General features: G+C 58.4%; 15 protein-coding genes. 9 read left to right on the top strand and 6 right to left on the bottom strand.

Annotated elements, in window-relative coordinates; all coding sequences use genetic code 11:
• Positions 1-68 precede the first annotated feature (68 nt).
• From ACWKV5_RS18915 to ACWKV5_RS18905, 3 genes are all read right to left on the bottom strand, one after another.
• Complete coding sequence (locus ACWKV5_RS18915; protein ID WP_483842533.1) at positions 69-1796, bottom strand: ABC transporter ATP-binding protein/permease; 1728 nt, start codon at positions 1794-1796, stop codon at positions 69-71.
• 96 nt (positions 1797-1892) lie between these two features.
• Positions 1893-2453, bottom strand: a complete 561-nt coding sequence (locus ACWKV5_RS18910) for a response regulator transcription factor (RefSeq protein ID WP_027924503.1) — start codon at positions 2451-2453, stop codon at positions 1893-1895.
• Positions 2446-3708 (bottom strand): ATP-binding protein, encoded by a 1263-nt coding sequence (locus ACWKV5_RS18905; protein ID WP_483842532.1) that lies wholly within the window; start codon positions 3706-3708, stop codon positions 2446-2448. Before ACWKV5_RS18905 ends, ACWKV5_RS18910 begins: the two co-directional genes overlap by 8 nt.
• Positions 3709-4072: 364 nt before the next feature.
• Here ACWKV5_RS18905 and ACWKV5_RS18900 point away from each other — a divergent pair, with 364 nt between their 5' ends.
• A complete protein-coding gene (locus ACWKV5_RS18900; protein WP_483842531.1) occupies positions 4073-4789 on the top strand; it encodes an SIMPL domain-containing protein in 717 nt (238 codons plus the stop codon).
• A gap of 213 nt (positions 4790-5002) precedes the next feature.
• Here ACWKV5_RS18900 and ACWKV5_RS18895 read toward each other — a convergent pair whose 3' ends face one another.
• Positions 5003-5374, bottom strand: coding sequence for a DUF6124 family protein (locus ACWKV5_RS18895; protein WP_483842530.1), 372 nt, complete (start codon positions 5372-5374; stop codon positions 5003-5005).
• 1474 nt (positions 5375-6848) lie between these two features.
• Here ACWKV5_RS18895 and ACWKV5_RS18890 point away from each other — a divergent pair.
• From ACWKV5_RS18890 to ACWKV5_RS18855, 8 genes are all read left to right on the top strand, one after another.
• On the top strand, positions 6849-8474 hold the full coding sequence (locus ACWKV5_RS18890) for an ABC transporter substrate-binding protein (RefSeq protein WP_483842529.1): 1626 nt from the start codon (positions 6849-6851) through the stop codon (positions 8472-8474).
• A 307-nt stretch (positions 8475-8781) separates the two neighbouring features.
• Positions 8782-10380 (top strand): ABC transporter substrate-binding protein, encoded by a 1599-nt coding sequence (locus tag ACWKV5_RS18885; protein WP_483842528.1) that lies wholly within the window; start codon positions 8782-8784, stop codon positions 10378-10380.
• Between the two features lie 170 nt (positions 10381-10550).
• Positions 10551-11963 carry an OprD family porin gene (locus tag ACWKV5_RS18880; RefSeq protein WP_483842527.1) on the top strand — a complete coding sequence of 471 codons (1413 nt, stop codon included), beginning with the start codon at positions 10551-10553 and terminating at the stop codon, positions 11961-11963.
• 78 nt (positions 11964-12041) lie between these two features.
• Positions 12042-13637 (top strand): ABC transporter substrate-binding protein, encoded by a 1596-nt coding sequence (locus tag ACWKV5_RS18875; protein ID WP_483842526.1) that lies wholly within the window; start codon positions 12042-12044, stop codon positions 13635-13637.
• 74 nt (positions 13638-13711) lie between these two features.
• Positions 13712-14722, top strand: a complete 1011-nt coding sequence (locus ACWKV5_RS18870; protein WP_483842525.1) for an ABC transporter permease subunit — start codon at positions 13712-13714, stop codon at positions 14720-14722.
• 11 nt (positions 14723-14733) lie between these two features.
• Positions 14734-15645, top strand: a complete 912-nt coding sequence (locus ACWKV5_RS18865; protein WP_483842524.1) for an ABC transporter permease subunit — start codon at positions 14734-14736, stop codon at positions 15643-15645.
• Between the two features lie 10 nt (positions 15646-15655).
• Positions 15656-16624, top strand: a complete 969-nt coding sequence (locus tag ACWKV5_RS18860; protein ID WP_483842523.1) for an ABC transporter ATP-binding protein — start codon at positions 15656-15658, stop codon at positions 16622-16624.
• Entirely contained in the window at positions 16624-17604 is a 981-nt protein-coding gene (locus tag ACWKV5_RS18855; RefSeq protein WP_483842522.1) for a peptide ABC transporter ATP-binding protein, read from the top strand. Before ACWKV5_RS18860 ends, ACWKV5_RS18855 begins: the two co-directional genes overlap by 1 nt.
• Positions 17605-17701: 97 nt before the next feature.
• Here ACWKV5_RS18855 and ACWKV5_RS18850 read toward each other — a convergent pair whose 3' ends face one another.
• Together ACWKV5_RS18850 and ACWKV5_RS18845 are read right to left on the bottom strand one after the other, a co-directional pair.
• The gene (locus ACWKV5_RS18850) at positions 17702-17956 is read right to left on the bottom strand and encodes a hypothetical protein (RefSeq protein WP_483842521.1); all 255 of its coding nucleotides are present in this window, start codon (positions 17954-17956) and stop codon (positions 17702-17704) included.
• A gap of 257 nt (positions 17957-18213) precedes the next feature.
• A complete protein-coding gene (locus ACWKV5_RS18845) occupies positions 18214-19797 on the bottom strand; it encodes a peptide chain release factor 3 (RefSeq protein WP_483842520.1) in 1584 nt (527 codons plus the stop codon).
• Between the last annotated feature and the right edge of the window lie 264 nt (positions 19798-20061).

The following is a 20061-nucleotide window of genomic DNA, read 5'->3' as shown; positions in this document are numbered from 1 at the left end:
TCAGACACCTCTAGCGGAATGTCAGACCGCTTTCGCGAGCAGGCTCGTTCCCACAGGGGCGGTGGTGTTCAGGCGGTTACTGTCTGGTCCACCAAATGGCCGTTCTCGATTCGAACATGCCGTGGGTGGAAGCGCTTCAGGCTGCTGCGATGCCCGACGCTGATGATGCTCAGCCCCGGCAACTCATCGATCAACGCTTGATACAGCGAGCCTTCATCCTCTTCATCCATCGCCGAGGTGGCTTCGTCCATGTACAGCCATTGCGGTGCATACAGTAGCGCGCGGGCAAACGCCAAACGTTGCTGTTCACCCGGCGAGAGCATGCGCTGCCAGTGGTTCGCTTCGTCCAGACGTGCAACCAGATGCGGCAAACGGCAGGTTTCCAGCACGTGGACGTAGCGTTCCTGCGAATAGGTATCGCCAGGCTGTGGATAACTCAGCGCCTCGCGCAAGGTCCCAATCGGCAAATATGGCTTTTGCGGCAGGAACAGGTAGCGCGCCGACGGCAGACGGATACTGCCGTGGCCGGCTGGCCACAGATGCCCCATCGCGCGCAACAAGGTCGACTTGCCGCTGCCTGAACGGCCGCTGAGCATCACGCGATCGCCCTCTTCCACTGCCATATTGGCGTTGGTCAGCAGGTGACGACCGTCCGCCAGATCGAGGCCGAGGTTGTGGATGTTCAGTTCATCGCCCTGATTTTGTACGTCGATAGCCGGTTGGCGCTCTTCGTTGTCGGTCATGGCCTGACGGAAACTCAGCAGACGATCACAGGTGGCGCGCCATGAAGCGAGGTCCTGATACGCGCTGATGAACCAGCTGAAACTCTCTTGAACGTTGCCGAACGCCGAACTGATTTGCATCAGTTCACCGAGTTCGATCTTGCCGGCGAAGTAACGCGGCGCGGCGACCATGAACGGGAAAATAATCGCGGCCTGGCTGTAACCGGCGGTGAAGAACGTCAGGCGCTTGGACACTTTCATGATGTCCCAGAAGTTGTGCCAGACCATCCCGAAACGGCTGCTCAAGCGACGATTTTCATTCGGCTCGCCGTTGTACAACGCGATGCTTTCGGCATTCTCGCGAACCCGGACCATGGAGAAACGCAGGTCGGCTTCGAAGCGTTGTTGTTGGTTATTCAGGCCGATCAAGCGACGACCGATCAAATGCGTCAGCCAGCTACCGACCACGGCATACACCAGCACACACCAGAACATGTAGCCGGGAATGGTGAAACCGAACACTTCAATACTGCCCGACACACCCCACAAAATGATCGAGAACGACACCAGGCTGACGACGTTGCGGATCAGCCCGATGCCCAGGCTCAGGGTATTGGCCGTGAAGTTGTTGAGGTCTTCGGAAATCCGCTGGTCCGGGTTATCGGTGTAACCGCCCTGCTCCAGTTGGTAGTAGTTTTTATTGCCAAGCCAACGGGCAAAGTGTTTCTCGGTCAGCCAGGCTCGCCAACGGATCGTCAGCATCTGCGTCAGGTAGAGCCGGTACACCGCACCGACAATCGCCACGGCGGCAATCGCGCAGAAATACAGAATCAGCTGCCAGAACGCGGCTTCATCCTTCTTCTGCAAAGCGTTGTAGAAATCCTTGTACCAGGTGTTGAACCACACCGAGATCCCGACGCTGATCAGCGACAGGGCAATCACCGCGATCAGCAGCGTCCACGCCTTGACCTTCTCTTCACTTTGCCAATAGGGCGTGATGATCGCCCAGACCTTGCGGAAGAACTGCCCGCGCACGGCATCGTTGACCGCGGAATATTCAGCGTTCTGATTCATGGATAAGGCTCGATAGAGAAAAGAACACACACGAACCGATCATAGTTGATCGGCTCGGGTTATCGCGAGGGTTGGCGATGATCGTTCAGCGCCCGTTCAGCGGCGCACCGGACGTTTCTGCAGTTTGCGCTGCAGGGTACGGCGGTGCATGCCCAGGGCGCGGGCCGTGGCCGAGATGTTGCCTTCGTGCTCGGTCAACACGCGCTGGATGTGTTCCCACTGCAAACGGTCCACCGACATCGGGTTTTCCGGCACCAGAGTGTCGAGGTCGGCGTGCTCGGACAGCAGGGCTGCCAGCACGTCGTCGGCGTCGGCCGGTTTGCACAGGTAATTGCAGGCGCCACGCTTGATCGCCTCGACGGCGGTGGCAATGCTCGAATAACCGGTGAGGATCACCACGCGCATTTCCGGGTCCAGCTCCAGCAGCTTGGGCAACAAGACCAACCCCGAGTCGCCGTCCATTTTCAGGTCCAGCGCGGCGTAATCCGGCAGATCGGCCTGGGCGATGGTCAGGCCTTCTTCGGCAGAGCCAGCAGTGCTGACGCGAAAACCACGGCGGGCCATGGCGCGGGCCATTACGCGGGTAAAGGTTGCATCGTCGTCGACCAACAGCAAATGCGGCAGTTCTTCGCCTTCAACCTGGATATCGTCACTCATGTTCGTCTCCTCGGGCGACACGAGGCAGGCGCAGCTCGGTGAGCGTGCCTCCTTCCTCATGACTGTAGAGTTTCACTGAGCCGCCGGCGCGTGTCACGCTGGCCTTGCTCAAAAACAGGCCCAGGCCGAAACCTTTGCCCTTGGTGGTAAAAAATGGTTTGCCGATCTGTTCGGCGATGGCCAGCGGCACACCGGCACCGTGATCGCGGATGCTGATGGTCAGGTCTTCGGCGTTCCAGTCCAGCGTCACTTGCAGCCCTTCGGGGCATGCATCGGCGGCGTTATTCAGCAAATTCAGCAGCGCCTGGGTCAGGTCCGGTGGCGGCGCCATGCGCGGCACGGTGCCTTGGCCCAGACGCTGGAAGCGGTAACTGGCTTCCGGGCGCATCAGGTGCCAGCGGTTCAGCGCTTCGTCGAGCCAGTCGGTGACGTCCTGCATCTCCACCGCCAAACGCCGATTGGCCTCGGCGGCGCGCACCAGTTGCTGCAGCGTTTCTTTGCAGGCCTTGACCTGATCCTGCAGCACCTTCAGATCATCCTGCAACATCGGGTCTGGATGATCCTGCTGCATCTCTTTGAGCAACACGCTCATGGTCGCCAGCGGTGTGCCCAATTCATGCGCTGCACCGGCGGCTTGCGTCGCTACCGCCAGCAACTGCTGGTCACGCAGGCCTTCTTCACGCCGAATCGCCCGCAGCTCTTCCTGGCGACGCAGCTCTTCGGCCATGCGCGCGGCGAAAAAGGTAATCACCGCCGCCGCCAGCGCGAAGCTCAGCCACATCCCGTAGACCTGCAGGTTTTCCCGGGCAATCGGGAAGGTTTGCAGCGGATAGAAACGTGCGAGCAGCAAGGTGTACATCGTCAACGCGATACCCGACAGGATCACCGAATAACGCCATGGCAACGTCACCGCGGCGATGGTCAGCGGCACCAGGTAATAAGAGACGAACGGGTTGGTCGAGCCACCGGAGAAATACAGCAAGGCACTGTGGATAAACAGGTCGCAGGCCAGTTGCAGCGCATATTCCAGCTCGGTGACCGGCCACGTCGTGCGCAGTCGAACCGCGGTGAATGCGCACAGCAACGTCGAACAGCCGAGGGTCATTGCCAGTTGCACCCATGGCAGCGGCAGCAGGTCGAGCCAATAGGCCAACCCGACGGAACCGGCCTGAGCGGCAAGCACTAACGTGCGGATGAACGTCAGCCGCCAGAGGTTCTGGCGAGTGGCAGAAGTGATTTGAACGGGGGCGAGCATGAGCTCTCCTGATGAGCGCTCCAGGCGGATCGCACGGAGTATAACCAAGCACGGGGGCGGACAGGCAAAAGTGCGGCAAACAGCCACAGCCTGGACGCCATGTATTCCCTTTGTGGCGAGGGAGCTTGCTCCCGCTCGGCTGCGCAGCAGTCGCAACCCGGGCGGCTCGGATGACCTGATAAAACGCGCTGGATGCTTTTGGGTCTGCTTCGCAGTCCAGCGGGAGCAAGCTCCCTCGCCACAGGGTCACTTCCATCCCATCTGTATAGAAGTTGTAACTGTGCGAACCGGATCATTAAAGCTAGAGTCTGATGGTTTCACGCAGGCTCGGATCTCACACCTGCGCATCGCCCAAGGAGCTTTCATGCACACATTTCGCCGCAGCGCCGCCCTCCTCGCCCTGAGTGCCGGCACCCTCGCCAGCCTCCCGGCCCTGGCCGCCGACGAGCTGCATTACAACCAGATTTCCCTGCGCGCCGAAGTCAGCCAGGAAGTGGCCCGCGACCTGATGATCGTGACCCTCTACACCGAAGACCAAAACACCGACCCGGCCAAACTCGCCGCCGACGTCAGCACCACCATGAACAAAGCGCTGGCCCAGGCCAAACAGGTCAAAGACATCACCCTGCGCCAGGGCAGCCGCAACAGCTACCCGATCTACGACACCAAGGGCCAGAAAATCACCGGCTGGCGTGAACGCGCCGAACTGCGCCTGGAAAGCTCGGACTTCGCCGCCCTGTCGAAACTGACTGGCGAACTGCTCACCGACCTGAAAATGGGCGGCATGGACTTCGCCATCGCCACACCAACACGCAAGGCCAGCGAAGACGCACTGCTTAAAGAAGCCGTGACCGCCTTCAAGGCTCGCGCACAATTGGCGACCGATGCGCTGGGTGGCAAGAGCTACAAGATCGTTAACCTGAACCTGAACAGCAACGGTTATCCACAACCGTACATGCGCGGCCCGATGATGATGAAAGCCGCCTCGATGGATGCTGCACCGGTGACACCGGATGTTGAGGCTGGCACGAGTCATGTCAGCATGACGGCGGATGGGGCGATTGAAGTGTTGATGCCTTGATTTGATAGTCCGTACATAAAGACGGCGATCACTTGGGTGATCGCCGTTTTTTGTTGCGTGCCAGAAGTCCGGGTGAACTCTTCAGGTTATGTGGTGACTGGTCCACCGCCTTCGCGAGCAGGCTCGCTCCCACAGTTGATCTCCGGTGAGCACATTATTTGCGTACGGCGCAGATCCTGTGGGGAGCCTGCTCGCGAATAACGATAACGCGGTCTACGCCGGATCGACGTTATCCAAGGCGCGGTTCACCGCCAATTCCGCCAGCATGATGATCTGCTGAATCGCCAACACCGTATTGCGCTGCGGGCCGATCAGATTAGCGGCGAAATCGCTGGTCATGACGCTGGCGGAGGCCAGTGATTCGCAGGCTTGGGCCAGCAGACTTTCGGTGTCCGTGTTCGGGGCGATCATATACATCGTGCTGGGGCGGCGCGGTTTTTCGGTGTATTGGGACGGGGGATCGAGGTAGTAGTCGAGGGCGCGTTTTATGGCTTCGCGGTTTTTTGGTAGCGTTTCGGCGCGAAAGTCTTCGGCTTCGGTTTCAGCTTCGGGGGTGATGGGTGGATCGGGGATTAACTTATCCATGGAAACTCCTACTGGTAACGGGAGCCCTCCCTTCGCCGGATCTCAAGCGGCGAAGAGGTGGCAGCTATGTGCAGAGTGAGATCACCGGTAGTAGGCACCCGGCCAGACCGAAGTCTGCCCGCACACAGCCGCCATAACGCATTTACAGGCAGCGGATAAGCTGGCGCCAATTATGGTGGCATTGGCGCTAGATGAATACTAATAGCCGGGGATCTCACACCCGGTCGCTGATTTTGCAGCGACAGCCAGAGGTTAGAGACAGGGCTTCCTACCCGGCAACCTGAAAAATGCGTGGGAAAGCTCTGTGTTTTTTACACATCGTTCAACACAAAACGGAACGCGGAGCGTCCCTGGCGGCATTCCCACACGGGAGCGTGGGAATGAGCAGTTGGGGGTGGCAGAAAGAAATTTAGCTGTTGTGAGGCCGTCTTCGCGAGCAGGCTCGCTCCCACATTTTGATCTACGTACATCAGATAGAGATTGGTCGGCTTTCAGGCCGCCATCGCTGGCAAGCCAGGCTCCTACAATAGATTGGTGTACAGCCGTTGCTTCTCACCACTCAACAGGCCGAGCGTTAGCTCGCCTGCAGCTTTTGATCTGCCCGCCCCTTCGGGAGGCTGAGTGGAGGTGTTCATCCGGGGAGTGGCGCGCAGCGCCGTTCGACGCAGTCGAACACGCTGCATGTAGGTCGTAGCGAAGCAGACCGGAGGGCAGTGTCCCCGGATGGATACCGGAGCGAAGGAACGCCGAGCCTAGGCGAGGGGCCGGACGCTCGGGGCGAGCCTTTTTTTGCTTACTTTTTTTGGCGTTTGAAAAAAAAGTGAGTCGCCGTAAGGGCGAAACCCTAAGTGGCCGTAACCGCAGGAATGGATATGTACACCAAGGAAGAGATTGGTCGGCTATCAGGCCGCCACCGACAAAAGGCGCTACCAATAAATAGCCACGGTTGCACCCGGTACCACCCATAAACACTCAGCCCACGACCGTGCGCCAACCGTCGCCACAAATGTACTGATTAGATCAACAACCAAGATGTCCACTGACAAACACCTGCCAGTCAAACTGCACCCACCGCCACAACAAACCCGTTAAACAACAAATACCTACCACACGCCCACAAACTCAACAGCAACCCACCCCGGCGCAAAACATTCTCAATCCCAAACAGTCCCCCACCCAACACATTCAGCCCGCAAAGCGTGGGTATAAATAAGTAACACCACGCTCCAACCGGGTGCGCAATCCCCGCCAAATGCCCCGCACCGGTGCGCCGGTTGCACCGAAAAAAACCCGCGCAAACGGTCAAATGCGCGTGAATTTATACAAATGCGACATTAAGGTACGTACGTGCCACTGTTTAACGCCTGTGGTCGCTCTGCATCTTGCATTGGGTACGGCCCCTGCATAAGTATCCGCAGGTCGACTCACGAGGTCGTCCTCTAATTCCAAAAATGACAACAATCATGAGGCCACCATGCTTAAAAACGCGGTCATTCCGTTTTTAGTCGGCGCCAGCTTGTTAGCTAGCGCCCCCTTCGCCCAAGCCGCGACTAACCTGGTGTTCTGCTCCGAAGGGAGCCCCGCCGGTTTCGATCCGGGTCAATACACCACCGGAACCGACTTCGACGCCTCTGCAGAAACCATGTTCAACCGCCTGACCCAGTTCGAGCGCGGCGGCACCGCCGTGATTCCTGGCCTGGCGACCAGCTGGGACATTTCCCCGGACGGCCTGACGTATACCTTCCACCTGCGCGACGGCGTCAAGTTCCACACCACCCCGTACTTCAAGCCGACTCGTGAGTTCAACGCCGACGACGTACTGTTCACCTTCAATCGCATGATTAACAAGGATGACCCGTTCCGTAAGGCTTACCCGACTGAATTCCCGTACTTCACCGACATGGGGATGGACACCAACATCACCAAGATCGACAAAGTCGACGACAAAACCGTCAAGTTCACTTTGAAAGAAGTGGATGCCGCGTTCATCCAGAACATGGCGATGAGCTTCGCCTCGGTGCAGTCCGCCGAATACGCAGCCCAGTTGCTGAAAGAAGGCAAAGCGGCGGACATCAACCAGAAGCCAATCGGCACTGGTCCGTTCGTGTTCAAGAGCTACCAGAAAGACTCCAACATCCGCTACACCGGGAACAAGGACTACTGGAAGCCTGACGACGTCAAGATCGACAACCTGATCTTCGCCATCACTACCGACCCGTCGGTACGTATTCAGAAGCTGAAAAAGAACGAGTGCCAGATCACTCTGTTCCCTCGTCCAGCCGATCTGAAGGCGCTGCAAGAAGACAAGACCCTGAAAGTGCCTAACCAGGCTGGTTTCAACCTGGGTTACATCGCCTACAACGTGATGGACAAGGTAAAGGGTAGCAACGAGGCAAACCCGTTGGCCCAGCTGAAAGTGCGTCAGGCACTGGACATGGCCGTCAACAAGCAGCAGATCATCGACTCGGTTTACCAGGGTGCGGGCCAATTGGCCGTTAACGCCATGCCGCCGACTCAATGGTCCTACGACACCACCATCAAAGATGCCAAGTACGATCCTGAGAAAGCCAAAGAGCTGCTCAAGGAAGCTGGCGTCAAGGAAGGCACCGAGATCGTCCTGTGGGCGATGCCGGTACAGCGTCCGTACAATCCGAACGCCAAGCTGATGGCTGAAATGCTGCAGTCCGACTGGAAGAAAATCGGTCTGAACGTGAAAATCACCAGCTACGAATGGGGCGAGTACATCAAGCGTTCCAAAGGCGGCGAGAACCAGGCCATGCTGATTGGCTGGAGCGGCGACAATGGTGATCCGGACAACTGGCTGAACGTGCTGTTCGGCTGCGACTCGCTGCAAGGCAACAACTTCTCCAAGTGGTGCGACAAGAAGTTCGACGGCATCGTCAAAGAAGCCAAGCGCACAACCGACCAGGCCAAGCGCACCGAACTGTACAAACAGGCGCAACACGTCCTCAAAGATGCAGTTCCAATGACACCTATCGCTCACTCGACGGTGTTCCAACCAATGCGCGACAACGTGCAGGACTTCAAGATCAGCCCGTTTGGCTTGAACTCCTTCTACGGCGTCAGCGTCAGCAAATAAGGTTTTGCAACGGCGACGTTTTTGACGTCGCCGTTGCTTTATCTGCCGAGAAAGTAGGAAAACTCTTACATCCGTTTCCTCCGTGTACTACGGCGGTGGAGTCGGACGCGTTGCCATTTCCTACGAGTCTTTAGGACTCTACGCATTTACTGCCAGATCCACGGGTCATACCGTCGGGTTCTGACCAGCTCATGCGTGGGCTCTCGGTTATTGCTGAAAAGCATGGTTTGAAGTCAATGATCCTCCACGTCCCAGGACGGGACGGCGGCTCATTGTCAAAACACTCGTGATTACAAGAGGGAGCGTCATGCGCCATTCCTTGGTTTTATCCGCATTACTGGGCACCGGCCTGTTGGCCGCCACATCAATCCAGGCCGCCAATAACAGCCTGGTGTTCTGCTCTGAAGGCAGCCCCGCCGGTTTCGACACGGCGCAGTACACCACTGCGACCGATAACGACGCCGCCGAGCCGCTGTACAACCGTTTGGCAGAGTTTGAAAAAGGCGCGACCAATGTCGTACCGGGCCTGGCCACCAGTTGGGATATTTCCGAAGACGGCCTCAAGTACACCTTTCACCTGCGCGAAGGGGTGAAGTTTCACACCACGCCTTTCTTCACGCCGACCCGCGACTTCAATGCCGATGACGTGCTGTTCACGTTTAATCGCATGCTCGATCCGCAACACCCTTTCCGTAAGGCTTATCCGACCGAGTTCCCGTATTTCAACGGGATGAGCCTGAACAAGAACATCGCCAAGGTCGAAAAGACCGGGCCGCTGACCGTGGTCATGACGCTCAACAGCGTCGACGCCGCGTTCATCCAGAACATCGCCATGAGCTTCGCCGCCATTCTGTCCGCCGAGTACGCCGACAAGCTGCTGGCAGGCGGGAAGCCGAGTGACATCAATCAGAAGCCGATCGGCACAGGCCCGTTTGTCTTCAAGAGTTACCAGAAAGACTCCAACATCCGTTACATCGGCAACAAGCAGTACTGGGACCCGAGCCGGGTCAAGCTCGACAACCTGATTTTCGCCATCAACACCGACGCTTCGGTGCGCGTGCAGAAACTCAAGGCCAACGAGTGCCAGATTACCCTGCATCCACGCCCTGCCGATGTGACCGCGCTGAAGAACGACGAAAAACTCAAGCTCATCGAGAAGCCTGGCTTCAACCTCGGCTACATCGCCTACAACGTTCGGCACAAGCCTTTCGACCAGCTCGAAGTGCGCCAGGCGCTGGACATGGCGGTGAACAAGCAAAGCATTCTCAACGCCGTCTACCAGGGTGCCGGGCAGTTGGCCGTCAACGCCATGCCGCCGACCCAATGGTCGTACGACGAAACGATCAAAGACGCCGCCTACAACCCGGAAAAAGCCAGGGAACTGCTCAAGGCTGCCGGCGTGAAGGAAGGCACCGAAATCACCCTGTGGGCGATGCCTGTTCAGCGCCCTTACAACCCGAACGCCAAGTTGATGGCCGAGATGCTCCAGGCTGACTGGGCGAAAATCGGCCTCAAAGTGAAGATCGTCAGCTATGAATGGGGCGAGTACATCAAGCGCACCAAGAATGGCGAGCACGACATCAGCCTGATCGGCTGGACCGGGGACAATGGAGACCCGGACAACTGGCTCGGCACGCTTTACAGCTGCGACGCCATTGGCGGCAACAACTACTCCATGTGGTGTGATCCGGCTTACGACAAGCTGGTCAAGCAGGCCAAGGTCGTCACTGACCAGGGCCAACGCACCGTGCTGTACAAACAGGCGCAGCAGTACCTCAAACAGCAGGTGCCGATCACGCCAGTCGCCCACTCGACGGTTAACCAGCCGTTAAGCGCCAAAGTCGAAGGGTTCAAAGTCAGCCCCTTCGGCCGCAACGTGTTCTCGGGCGTCAGTATCGACCAATAACCGATTAGCCAGAACGCTGGGGGCGTATTACGCCCTCACGCAAGCGTATTGCCGTAATTCGCCAATCCGGCCTGCAGCAAACGTTTGCGATGCCTTGTATGAGTTCTAAACCAATAGCCGGATCACCAATAAGACCGGCATTAAAAAAAAGAAAGTAAGGAGCTTCACCCATGAAACTGAGCAGCACCGCGTTATTGGCCTTGGCCATCAGCAGCGTTACCGCCTCGGCGTACGCAGAAACCCAGAGCCAGGAATTCACCCCGGTGACGGTCAACACCAAAAGTGCACAAGCTGATGCAACTGGCTTCGTCGAAGGTCAATCGGTCTCCGGCACTACGCGCAACTGGTACGCTAACGAACAACTGAAACGTGGCGGCAAGTTCACTTACCGCAAAGACGGTGTAGCCACCCCGACTGATCGTCGTATCAACTGGGTTCAAGGCACCATCGTCAAGTACAACTCCGGTTTCACCGAAGGCACTGTAGGTTTCAGCACCGAAGTGGCCGCCTACAACGCTGTTGCGTTGGAGCGTGATCGCGAGAACCTGGCCTCCAATAACGGCGGCGCACCGGGCTCCCGTCCAGGCGCGGGCAACAACCGTACCCTGACCAAAGAAGGCGGCGACGCTCAAGGTCAGTGGAGCAAGGTAGGCCTGGCCAACGTCAAGGCGCGCATCTCCAACACCACCCTGACCGCCGGCCGCATGAACTTCAGCAGCCCGCAGGTCGATGTGATCGGTAACCGTGCCCTGCCTTCGAGCTTCGAAGGTGTGGCGATCCACAGCGAAGAACTTAACAACCTGGCATTCGACCTGGGGACCTTTGACCGCGTTTCGCCGCGTACCGAAGAAAGCCTGAGCAAGTTCCGCTCCGAATACCAAAACATTACTGCTGAAACCGATCACGTTAATACGGCAGGCCTCACCTATACCCCTTTCGCCAGCCTGACCACCAGCCTGTGGGCGACCCAGGCCGAAGACTTCTGGAACCAGTACTACTTCGGCGCCAGCCACGTGTTGGGTGACAGTTCGGTACTGAGCCTGACCACCGGCCTGAACTACTACAAGACCGTCGACGAAGGTAAAAGACTGCTGGGCGAAATCGACAACCAGGCCGGCTCCCTGTCGTTCGGCCTGACTCACCAGGCTCACAGCCTGACCTTCTCGTACCAGGAAATTAACGGTAACGAGTACTTCGACTACCTGCACGAAACCAACGGCATCTACCTGGCCAACTCCCTGCTGTCGGACTTCAACGGCCCGAACGAGAAGTCCTTCCAGATCGCCTACGGCCTGAACATGGCTGAATACGGCGTGCCAGGCCTGAAATTCAACATCTACCAGGCTCGCGGCTGGGGCATCGACGGTACTCACTACACCGGTACCGCCTATGACGTGAAAAACATGGACGGCGAGACCCACTACGAATACGGCATCGGTTCGACGTACGCCATTCAAAGCGGCCCACTCAAGGCCACCACTGTTCGCGCGACCTACACCGCTCACCGCGCCAGTGAAAACCAGGGTGATGGCAGCATCAACGAGTTCCGTCTCGTGACCACCATTCCTTTCAACATCCTGTAATGCACCTGCCCAACGGCTGATTCAGTGACGAATCAGCTGTTGGGCATTAGTCCTTTAACTGATTGCAGAGGGTTCTTGATGAAAATGCTTCCCCTACGTGCGGCCATCGCTGCCGCGTTGCTGAGTGTCGCTGTTGGCGTCGCTGCCAAACCCCTGGTGGTCTGCACCGAAGCCAGTCCGGAAGGCTTCGATATGGTCCAGTACACGACTGCAGTCACAGCCGACGCCGTGGCTGAAACCATCTTCAACCGTCTGGCGGACTTCAAGCCGGGCACCACTGAAGTGATTCCGGCACTGGCCGATTCCTGGGACATCAGCGAAGACGGTCTGAGCTACACGTTCCACCTGCGCAAAGGCGTCAAGTTTCACACCACCGATTACTTCAAGCCGACGCGCGACATGAACGCCGACGATGTGGTCTGGAGCTTCCAGCGTCAGCTGGACCCGAACCACCCATGGCACAAACTGTCGAGCGTGGGTTTCCCGTACTTTGAAAGCATGGGCTTCAAGGAACTGCTGAAAAGCGTCGAGAAAGTCGACGACAACACGGTCAAGTTCACCCTGACGCGTCGTGAAGCGCCGTTCCTGGCCGACATCGCCATGGCCTTCTCCTCGATCTACTCGGCCGAATACGCCGACCAGTTGCTCAAGGCGAACAAGGCCGGCGACCTGAACAACAAGCCGATCGGCACCGGCCCGTTCGTGTTCCAGCGTTACAACAAGGACGCTCAGGTTCGCTTCAAGGCCAACCCGGACTACTTCCGTGGCAAGCCACCGGCTGACGCGTTGATCCTGGCGATTGCCACCGACAACAACGTGCGTCTGCAAAAGCTCAAGGCCAACGAGTGCCAGATCGCGCTGTATCCGAAACCGGATGACATCCCGAGCATCAAGAAAGACACCAACCTGAAGGTTGATGAGCTGAACGCGATGACCGTTTCCTACATCGCGATGAACACCTCGCACAAATACATGAGCGATGTGCGCGTGCGCAAAGCCATCGACATTGCGTTCGACAAGGCGGCCTATGTCAACGCGCTGTTCGGCAAAGGCAATGCGACGGTGGCGGTCAACCCGTACCCGGACACCCTGCTGGGCTACAACCACAAGCTGACCAACCCGCCGCGTGACCTGGACAAGGCCCGCGCCTTGCTCAAGGAAGCAGGCGTACCGGAAGGCACAACGTTTACACTGTTCACCCGTAACGGCGGCGGGCCGACCAACCCGAACCCGATGCTGGGCGCGCAGATGATGCAGGCTGACCTGGCCAAGGTCGGCATCAAGATCGATATTCGCGTCATGGAATGGGGCGAAATGCTCAAACGTGCGAAAAACGGCGAGCACGACATGGTTTCCGCCGGATGGGCGGGTGATAACGGCGATCCGGATAACTTCCTGACGCCTATGCTGAGTTGCGAAGCAGCCAAGAACGGCGAAAACTACGCGCGCTGGTGCAACGAGAAATTCCAGACGCTGATCGACGAAGCCCGAGCTAAAGTGAACCCGACGGAACGTGCAGCGCTCTACGAGCAAGCCCAGGAGGTTTTCAATCAGGACCAGCCATGGATCAGCATGGCGCACACCCGTATGTTTACTGCAATGCGCAACAACGTAGAGGGCTATCACATTAGCCCGCTTACCACGAATAACTTCGCCACCACCCAGGTGAAGTAAATAAGAAAACTCCCGGTGTCCCTGACTCCAGGGACACCAGGCACGCCTAACCGGCTGATGAGGTACACCACAAGATGTTTAGTTTTATTGCCCGCCGATTGGGGTTATTGATCCCCACGTTCTTCGGCATCACCTTGCTGACTTTCGCGTTGATTCGCATGATTCCAGGCGACCCCGTGGAAGTAATGATGGGCGAACGTCGAGTCGACCCCGAAATGCATGCTCAGGCAATGGAACGCCTTGGTCTGAACAAACCGCTGTATGCCCAATACCTGGACTACGTCGGCAAACTGGCTCACGGCGACCTCGGCGAATCGCTGCGTACCCGTGAAAGCGTGTGGAGCGAATTCAAGTCCCTGTTCCCCGCCACCTTCGAGCTGTCCATGGCCGCCCTGCTGTTCGCTGGCGTCCTGGGACTGCTGGCCGGGGTGATTGCGGCACTCAAGCGAGGGTCCCTGTTCGACCATGGGGTAATGGGCATCTCCCTTGCGGGATATTCGATGCCGATCTTCTGGTGGGGCCTGATTCTGATCATGTTCTTCTCGGTGACCCTGGGATGGACGCCGGTATCGGGGCAAAACGACCTGCTTATCGATATCGAGCGCCCAACAGGTTTCATGCTGATCGATACCTGGCTCAGCGATGAACCCGGCGCCCTGCTCGACTACCTGCACCACCTGATTCTCCCCGCAATCGTATTGGGCACCATTCCGCTGGCGGTGATTGCACGGATGACCCGCTCTTCAATGCTCGAAGTGCTGCGTGAAGACTACATCCGCACCGCCCGCGCCAAAGGCCTGTCGCCAGCACGCGTGGTATTCGTCCACGGCCTGCGCAACGCCCTGATCCCGGTGCTGACCGTGGTCGGCCTGCAAGTCGGCACCCTGTTGGCCGGTGCGGTCCTGACCGAAACCATCTTCTCCTGGCCAGGCATCGGCAAATGGCTGATCGAAGCCATTGGCGCGCGGGATTATCCCGTGGTGCAGAACGGCATCCTGCTAATTGCCTGCATTGTGATTCTGGTCAACTTCATCGTGGACATCCTCTACGGCTTTGCCAACCCACGCATTCGTCACCAGCGCTGAGATCAAGACTAATGAGCACTCCAACCCCCTCAGTAGCAGTCGATCAAAGCCTGCTTTATCCATCGCCGTACAAAGAGTTCTGGCAAGCGTTCTCGAAGAACAAAGGGGCTGTCGCCGGCCTGCTGTTCATGATCCTCGTGGTGTTCTGCGCACTGTTCGCGCCATGGGTTGCCCCGCACAACCCGAGCGAACAATTTCGCGAGTTCCTGCTGACACCGCCGGCCTGGCTGGAAGGTGGGCAGATTCAGTTCCTGTTCGGCACCGATGAGCTGGGGCGTGACCTGCTGTCACGGCTGATCACCGGCTCACGCCTGTCGCTGCTGATCGGTCTGTCGTCGGTGGTCATGTCGCTGATCCCCGGCATCCTGCTGGGTCTGTTCGCCGGTTTCTTCCCGCGCCTGCTCGGCCCGACCATCATGCGTCTCATGGACATCATGCTGGCCCTGCCGTCCCTGCTGCTGGCCGTGGCGATTGTCGCCATCCTCGGCCCTGGCCTGATCAACACCATCATCGCCATCGCCGTGGTTTCGTTGCCGTCCTATGTTCGTCTGACCCGCGCCGCGGTGATGGGCGAGCTGAACCGCGACTACGTGACCGCCGCACGCCTGGCCGGTGCCGGCCTGCCACGCCTGATGTTCGTCACTGTGCTGCCCAACTGCATGGCGCCACTGATCGTTCAGGCGACCTTGAGCTTCTCCTCGGCGATTCTCGATGCCGCGGCTCTGGGCTTCCTCGGCCTTGGCGTACAACCGCCAACCCCTGAGTGGGGCACCATGCTGGCTTCGGCTCGCGACTACATCGAACGCGCCTGGTGGGTAGTCAGTCTGCCAGGTTTGACCATTTTGCTCAGCGTGCTGGCAATCAACTTGATGGGCGACGGCCTGCGCGATGCGCTGGACCCGAAACTCAAGAACGCCGCCTGAGGAGATTCAAATGTCACTGTTAGAAATCAAGAATCTCAGCGTTCGTTTCGGCGACGCCAATGCTGTTCCGGTGGTCGACGGCCTCGACATTTCCGTGGACAAGGGCGAAGTTCTGGCCATCGTTGGCGAGTCGGGTTCGGGTAAATCCGTGACCATGATGGCGCTGATGGGCCTGATCGAGCACCCGGGAATCGTTACCGCCGACGCGCTGAATTTCGACGGTACGAACATGCTCAAACTCAGCAACCGTCAACGTCGGAAGATCGTCGGCAAAGACCTGGCCATGGTCTTCCAGGACCCCATGACCGCGCTGAACCCGAGCTACACCGTCGGTTTCCAGATCGAAGAAGTGCTACGCCTGCACCTGAAAATGTCCGGCAAACAAGCGCGCAAGCGCGCCATCGAGCTGCTGGAAAAAGTAGAAATCCCGGGCGCCGCGAGCCGTATGGACGCCTACCCGCACCAACTGTCCGGCGGTATGAGCCAGCGTGTTGCGATCGCCATGGCGATTGCCGGCGAACCGAAACTGCTGATCGCTGACGAACCGACCACGGCACTGGACGTAACGATTCAGGCGCAGATCATGGACCTGCTGCTGGCGTTGCAGAAAGAGCAGAACATGGGCCTGGTGCTGATCACTCACGACCTAGCGGTCGTGGCTGAAACCGCCCAGCGCGTGTGCGTGATGTACGCCGGCCAAGCGGTTGAAGTCGGTCAGGTGCCACAGCTGTTCGACATTCCGGCGCACCCGTACAGCGAAGCACTGCTCAAGGCAATTCCGGAACACAGCCTGGGCGCCACACGCCTGTCGACACTGCCGGGCATCGTTCCCGGTCGTTATGACCGTCCGCAGGGTTGCCTGCTGTCGCCGCGTTGCCCGTACGTGCAGGAAACCTGCCGTCAGCAACGTCCTGCCCTGGACCCGAAAAGCAACAGCCTCGCCCGCTGCTTCTACCCGCTTAATCAGGAGGTGGCGTAATGGCCGTCGTACTTACCGCCCGCGACCTGACCCGTCACTACGAAGTGTCCCGCGGCCTGTTCAAGGGCCATGCGACCGTACGCGCCCTCAATGGCGTGTCGTTCGAACTGGAAGCCGGCAAGACCCTCGCGGTCGTCGGTGAATCGGGTTGCGGCAAATCCACCCTGGCCCGTGCGTTGACCCTGATCGAAGAGCCGTCCTCCGGCTCCTTGAAAATCGCCGGCCAGGAAGTCGCCGGTGCCGACAAGGCCCAGCGCAAGCAACTGCGCAAAGACGTGCAGATGGTGTTCCAGAGCCCGTACGCGTCGCTCAACCCACGGCAAAAGGTCGGTGACCAGCTCGCCGAACCCCTGCTGATCAACACCAACCTGAGTGCGTCCGAACGTCGCGAAAAAGTCCAGGCGATGATGAAGCAGGTCGGCTTGCGTCCCGAGCACTACCAGCGTTATCCGCACATGTTCTCCGGCGGTCAGCGCCAGCGGATCGCTTTGGCCAGGGCAATGATGCTGCAGCCTAAAGTGCTGGTAGCGGACGAACCGACCTCGGCGCTGGACGTGTCGATTCAGGCACAGGTGCTGAACCTGTTCATGGATTTGCAGCAAGAGTTCAACACCGCTTACGTGTTCATCTCCCACAACCTGGCAGTGGTACAACACGTTGCCGATGACGTGATGGTGATGTACCTCGGTCGCCCGGTGGAAATGGGTCCGAAGAACGACATCTACGAGCGTCCGCTGCACCCTTACACCCAGGCGCTGTTGTCGGCGACACCGACCATTCACCCGGACCCGAACAAGCCGAAAATCAAGATCGTCGGCGAATTGCCCAACCCGTTGAACCCGCCGTCGGGTTGCGCTTTCCACAAGCGCTGCCCGTACGCCACCGAGCGTTGCAGCACCGAAGAGCCAGCCTTGCGCCCTCTCGATAACCGCCAGGTGGCTTGCCACTACGCCGAGCAATTCCTCCACGGCGCGGCATAAAAATGTGGGAGCAGATTTGCTCCCACAGCAATACCGGACCTCTTCTACATCGACTGCGCATCAGTTGGAGTAGAAGGGGTTTTCTTTTGCCTGCCGATCAAGACTGGCTGTCACCTTCATCGTCGTCGGTGTCGGGTTCTTCAGTGGTCGAATCGTCATCATCCTTGCTGCCGCCCTGATCCTGGTCCCCAGGTTCGGATTCGGATTTGGCGATCATCATTCCGGCATGTACAACTTGCCCGCTCGACACCTGCTCGCCATGCTCAGGGCATTCCGCCCACGCCGCCGACATGCCCACGGACAACATCACTAAAACCTTAAGCAACAGCACAATGCGTTGAAAAATGCTCATAGCCGAATCCATCCTTTTTGGGTGACGCTTGGGTGCCTGACTGGCACTGAATGAAATCTAGTTCCGATCAGCGTGGTTCACCAGATAGGACGCTAACGATGGGCTGGAAATGCCCGTGATCGGCAGATTGGTTTTGAATAAGGGTTATGGCGAACAGTTATTTCAAGTCATGGAAAGCTCCCACAAGGGGAACTACCTCAGGCAATAAAAAACCCCGCAGCTTTCGCAACGGGGTTTTGTGTGTTTCGACTCAGCGCTTAGTGGTGCTCACGCGTCGCACGGAATTTCACATCCGGCCAGCGCTCTTCCATCAATGCCAGGTTGACCCGTGTCGGGGCCAGGTAGGTCAGGTGACCACCGCCGTCGATCGCGAGGTTTTCCACGGCCTTGTTGGAGAATTCCTCCAGCTTCTTCTTGTCGCTGCAATCGATCCAGCGTGCGGAATAAACGGTGATCGGCTCGTAGGAGCACTCAACCTTGTATTCCTCTTTCAAGCGGCTGGCGACCACATCGAACTGCAGCACACCGACGGCGCCGAGGATGATGTCGTTGCTGCGCTCGGGGAAGAACACCTGGGTCGCGCCCTCTTCCGCCAATTGCTGCAAGCCCTGACGCAGCTGCTTGGATTTCAGCGGATCACGCAGGCGTACGCGGCGGAACAGTTCCGGGGCGAAGTGCGGGATACCGGTGAAGCCCAGGACTTCGCCTTCGGTGAAGGTGTCGCCGATCTGGATGGTGCCGTGGTTGTGCAAACCGATGATGTCGCCGGCAAACGCTTCTTCCAGTTGCTCACGCTCGGAGGAGAAGAACGTCAGCGCATCGCCGATCCGTACGTCCTTGCCGGTGCGCACGTGGCGCATCTTCATGCCTTTTTCGTACTTGCCGGAGCAGATACGCATGAAGGCGATGCGGTCGCGGTGTTTCGGGTCCATGTTCGCCTGGATCTTGAACACGAAACCGGCGAATTTCTCTTCAACCGGCTCGACGGTGCGCTCGTTGGCCACACGGGCCAGCGGTTTCGGCGCCCAGTTGACCACGGCGTCGAGCACGTGATCGACACCGAAGTTACCCAATGCAGTACCAAAGAACACCGGCGTCAGTTGGCCGTCGAGGAACTCCTGCTGATTGAACTCGTGGCAGGCACCCTGCACCAGTTCCAGCTGATCGACGAAGCGATCGTACTCGTCGCCCAAATGCGCGCGGGCTTCATCGGAATCGAGCTTCTCGATGATTTTCACATCGGTACGTTCGTGGCCGTGACCGGCGGTGTACACGATGATGTAGTCGTCGGCGAGGTGGTACACGCCCTTGAAGTCGCGGTAGCAACCGATCGGCCAGGTGATCGGCGCAGCCTTGATCTTCAGGACCGCTTCGATCTCGTCGAGCAGTTCAATCGGGTCGCGGATGTCACGGTCGAGTTTGTTGATGAAGCTGACAATCGGCGTATCACGCAGACGGCAAACGTCCATCAGCGCGATGGTCCGTGGCTCTACACCCTTACCGCCGTCAAGAACCATCAACGCCGAGTCCACCGCAGTCAGTGTGCGGTAGGTGTCTTCGGAGAAGTCTTCGTGGCCCGGTGTGTCGAGCAGGTTGATCATGTGGTCGCGATACGGGAACTGCATGACCGACGTGGTAATGGAAATACCACGCTGCTTTTCCATTTCCATCCAGTCGGAGGTGGCATGGCGGTCGGACTTGCGAGACTTCACCGTGCCCGCAATCGCAATCGCCTTGCCCATCAGCAAAAGCTTCTCGGTGATGGTGGTTTTACCGGCATCGGGGTGGGAAATAATGGCGAAAGTGCGGCGTTTCGCGACTTCGGCGGCCTGTTTGGTCATGGGAAATCGCCTGGCAGGTGATTCAAAAAAGGGCGGCGAGTATAGCGCAAACCGAGCCTTACGGACCACCGCTCGCCCTGTCGCCAACGGCGATTGACCGACCCGAGGGGACATCAAGGGTGGCTAAATGCTGTTAATTATGGAACCTTTTAAAAGGTGCAGACGTCCACTCCCCTGTTACAGCACTCGTACCAGGGGCTGAAAAATCAGCAAGTTGGCCTGACGAGGCTGCGCTTATGGCTCGATTCATGTCCCTTTGCGGAC

Source organism: Pseudomonas oplopanacis (genome assembly GCF_057128725.1).
Note: the sequence above shows the minus strand (reverse complement) of the source record. Positions and strands in the feature narration are given on the sequence as shown.

What these genes read in the sequence shown, in the direction of transcription:
- ACWKV5_RS18915 (WP_483842533.1), bottom strand. Translation starts at nt 1,796, where the DNA reads ATGAATCAGAACGCTGAATATTCCGCGGTCAACGATGCCGTGCGCGGG.
- ACWKV5_RS18910 (WP_027924503.1), bottom strand. Translation starts at nt 2,453, where the DNA reads ATGAGTGACGATATCCAGGTTGAAGGCGAAGAACTGCCGCATTTGCTG.
- ACWKV5_RS18905 (WP_483842532.1), bottom strand. Translation starts at nt 3,708, where the DNA reads ATGCTCGCCCCCGTTCAAATCACTTCTGCCACTCGCCAGAACCTCTGG.
- ACWKV5_RS18900 (WP_483842531.1), top strand. Translation starts at nt 4,073, where the DNA reads ATGCACACATTTCGCCGCAGCGCCGCCCTCCTCGCCCTGAGTGCCGGC.
- ACWKV5_RS18895 (WP_483842530.1), bottom strand. Translation starts at nt 5,374, where the DNA reads ATGGATAAGTTAATCCCCGATCCACCCATCACCCCCGAAGCTGAAACC.
- ACWKV5_RS18890 (WP_483842529.1), top strand. Translation starts at nt 6,849, where the DNA reads ATGCTTAAAAACGCGGTCATTCCGTTTTTAGTCGGCGCCAGCTTGTTA.
- ACWKV5_RS18885 (WP_483842528.1), top strand. Translation starts at nt 8,782, where the DNA reads ATGCGCCATTCCTTGGTTTTATCCGCATTACTGGGCACCGGCCTGTTG.
- ACWKV5_RS18880 (WP_483842527.1), top strand. Translation starts at nt 10,551, where the DNA reads ATGAAACTGAGCAGCACCGCGTTATTGGCCTTGGCCATCAGCAGCGTT.
- ACWKV5_RS18875 (WP_483842526.1), top strand. Translation starts at nt 12,042, where the DNA reads ATGAAAATGCTTCCCCTACGTGCGGCCATCGCTGCCGCGTTGCTGAGT.
- ACWKV5_RS18870 (WP_483842525.1), top strand. Translation starts at nt 13,712, where the DNA reads ATGTTTAGTTTTATTGCCCGCCGATTGGGGTTATTGATCCCCACGTTC.
- ACWKV5_RS18865 (WP_483842524.1), top strand. Translation starts at nt 14,734, where the DNA reads ATGAGCACTCCAACCCCCTCAGTAGCAGTCGATCAAAGCCTGCTTTAT.
- ACWKV5_RS18860 (WP_483842523.1), top strand. Translation starts at nt 15,656, where the DNA reads ATGTCACTGTTAGAAATCAAGAATCTCAGCGTTCGTTTCGGCGACGCC.
- ACWKV5_RS18855 (WP_483842522.1), top strand. Translation starts at nt 16,624, where the DNA reads ATGGCCGTCGTACTTACCGCCCGCGACCTGACCCGTCACTACGAAGTG.
- ACWKV5_RS18850 (WP_483842521.1), bottom strand. Translation starts at nt 17,956, where the DNA reads ATGAGCATTTTTCAACGCATTGTGCTGTTGCTTAAGGTTTTAGTGATG.
- ACWKV5_RS18845 (WP_483842520.1), bottom strand. Translation starts at nt 19,797, where the DNA reads ATGACCAAACAGGCCGCCGAAGTCGCGAAACGCCGCACTTTCGCCATT.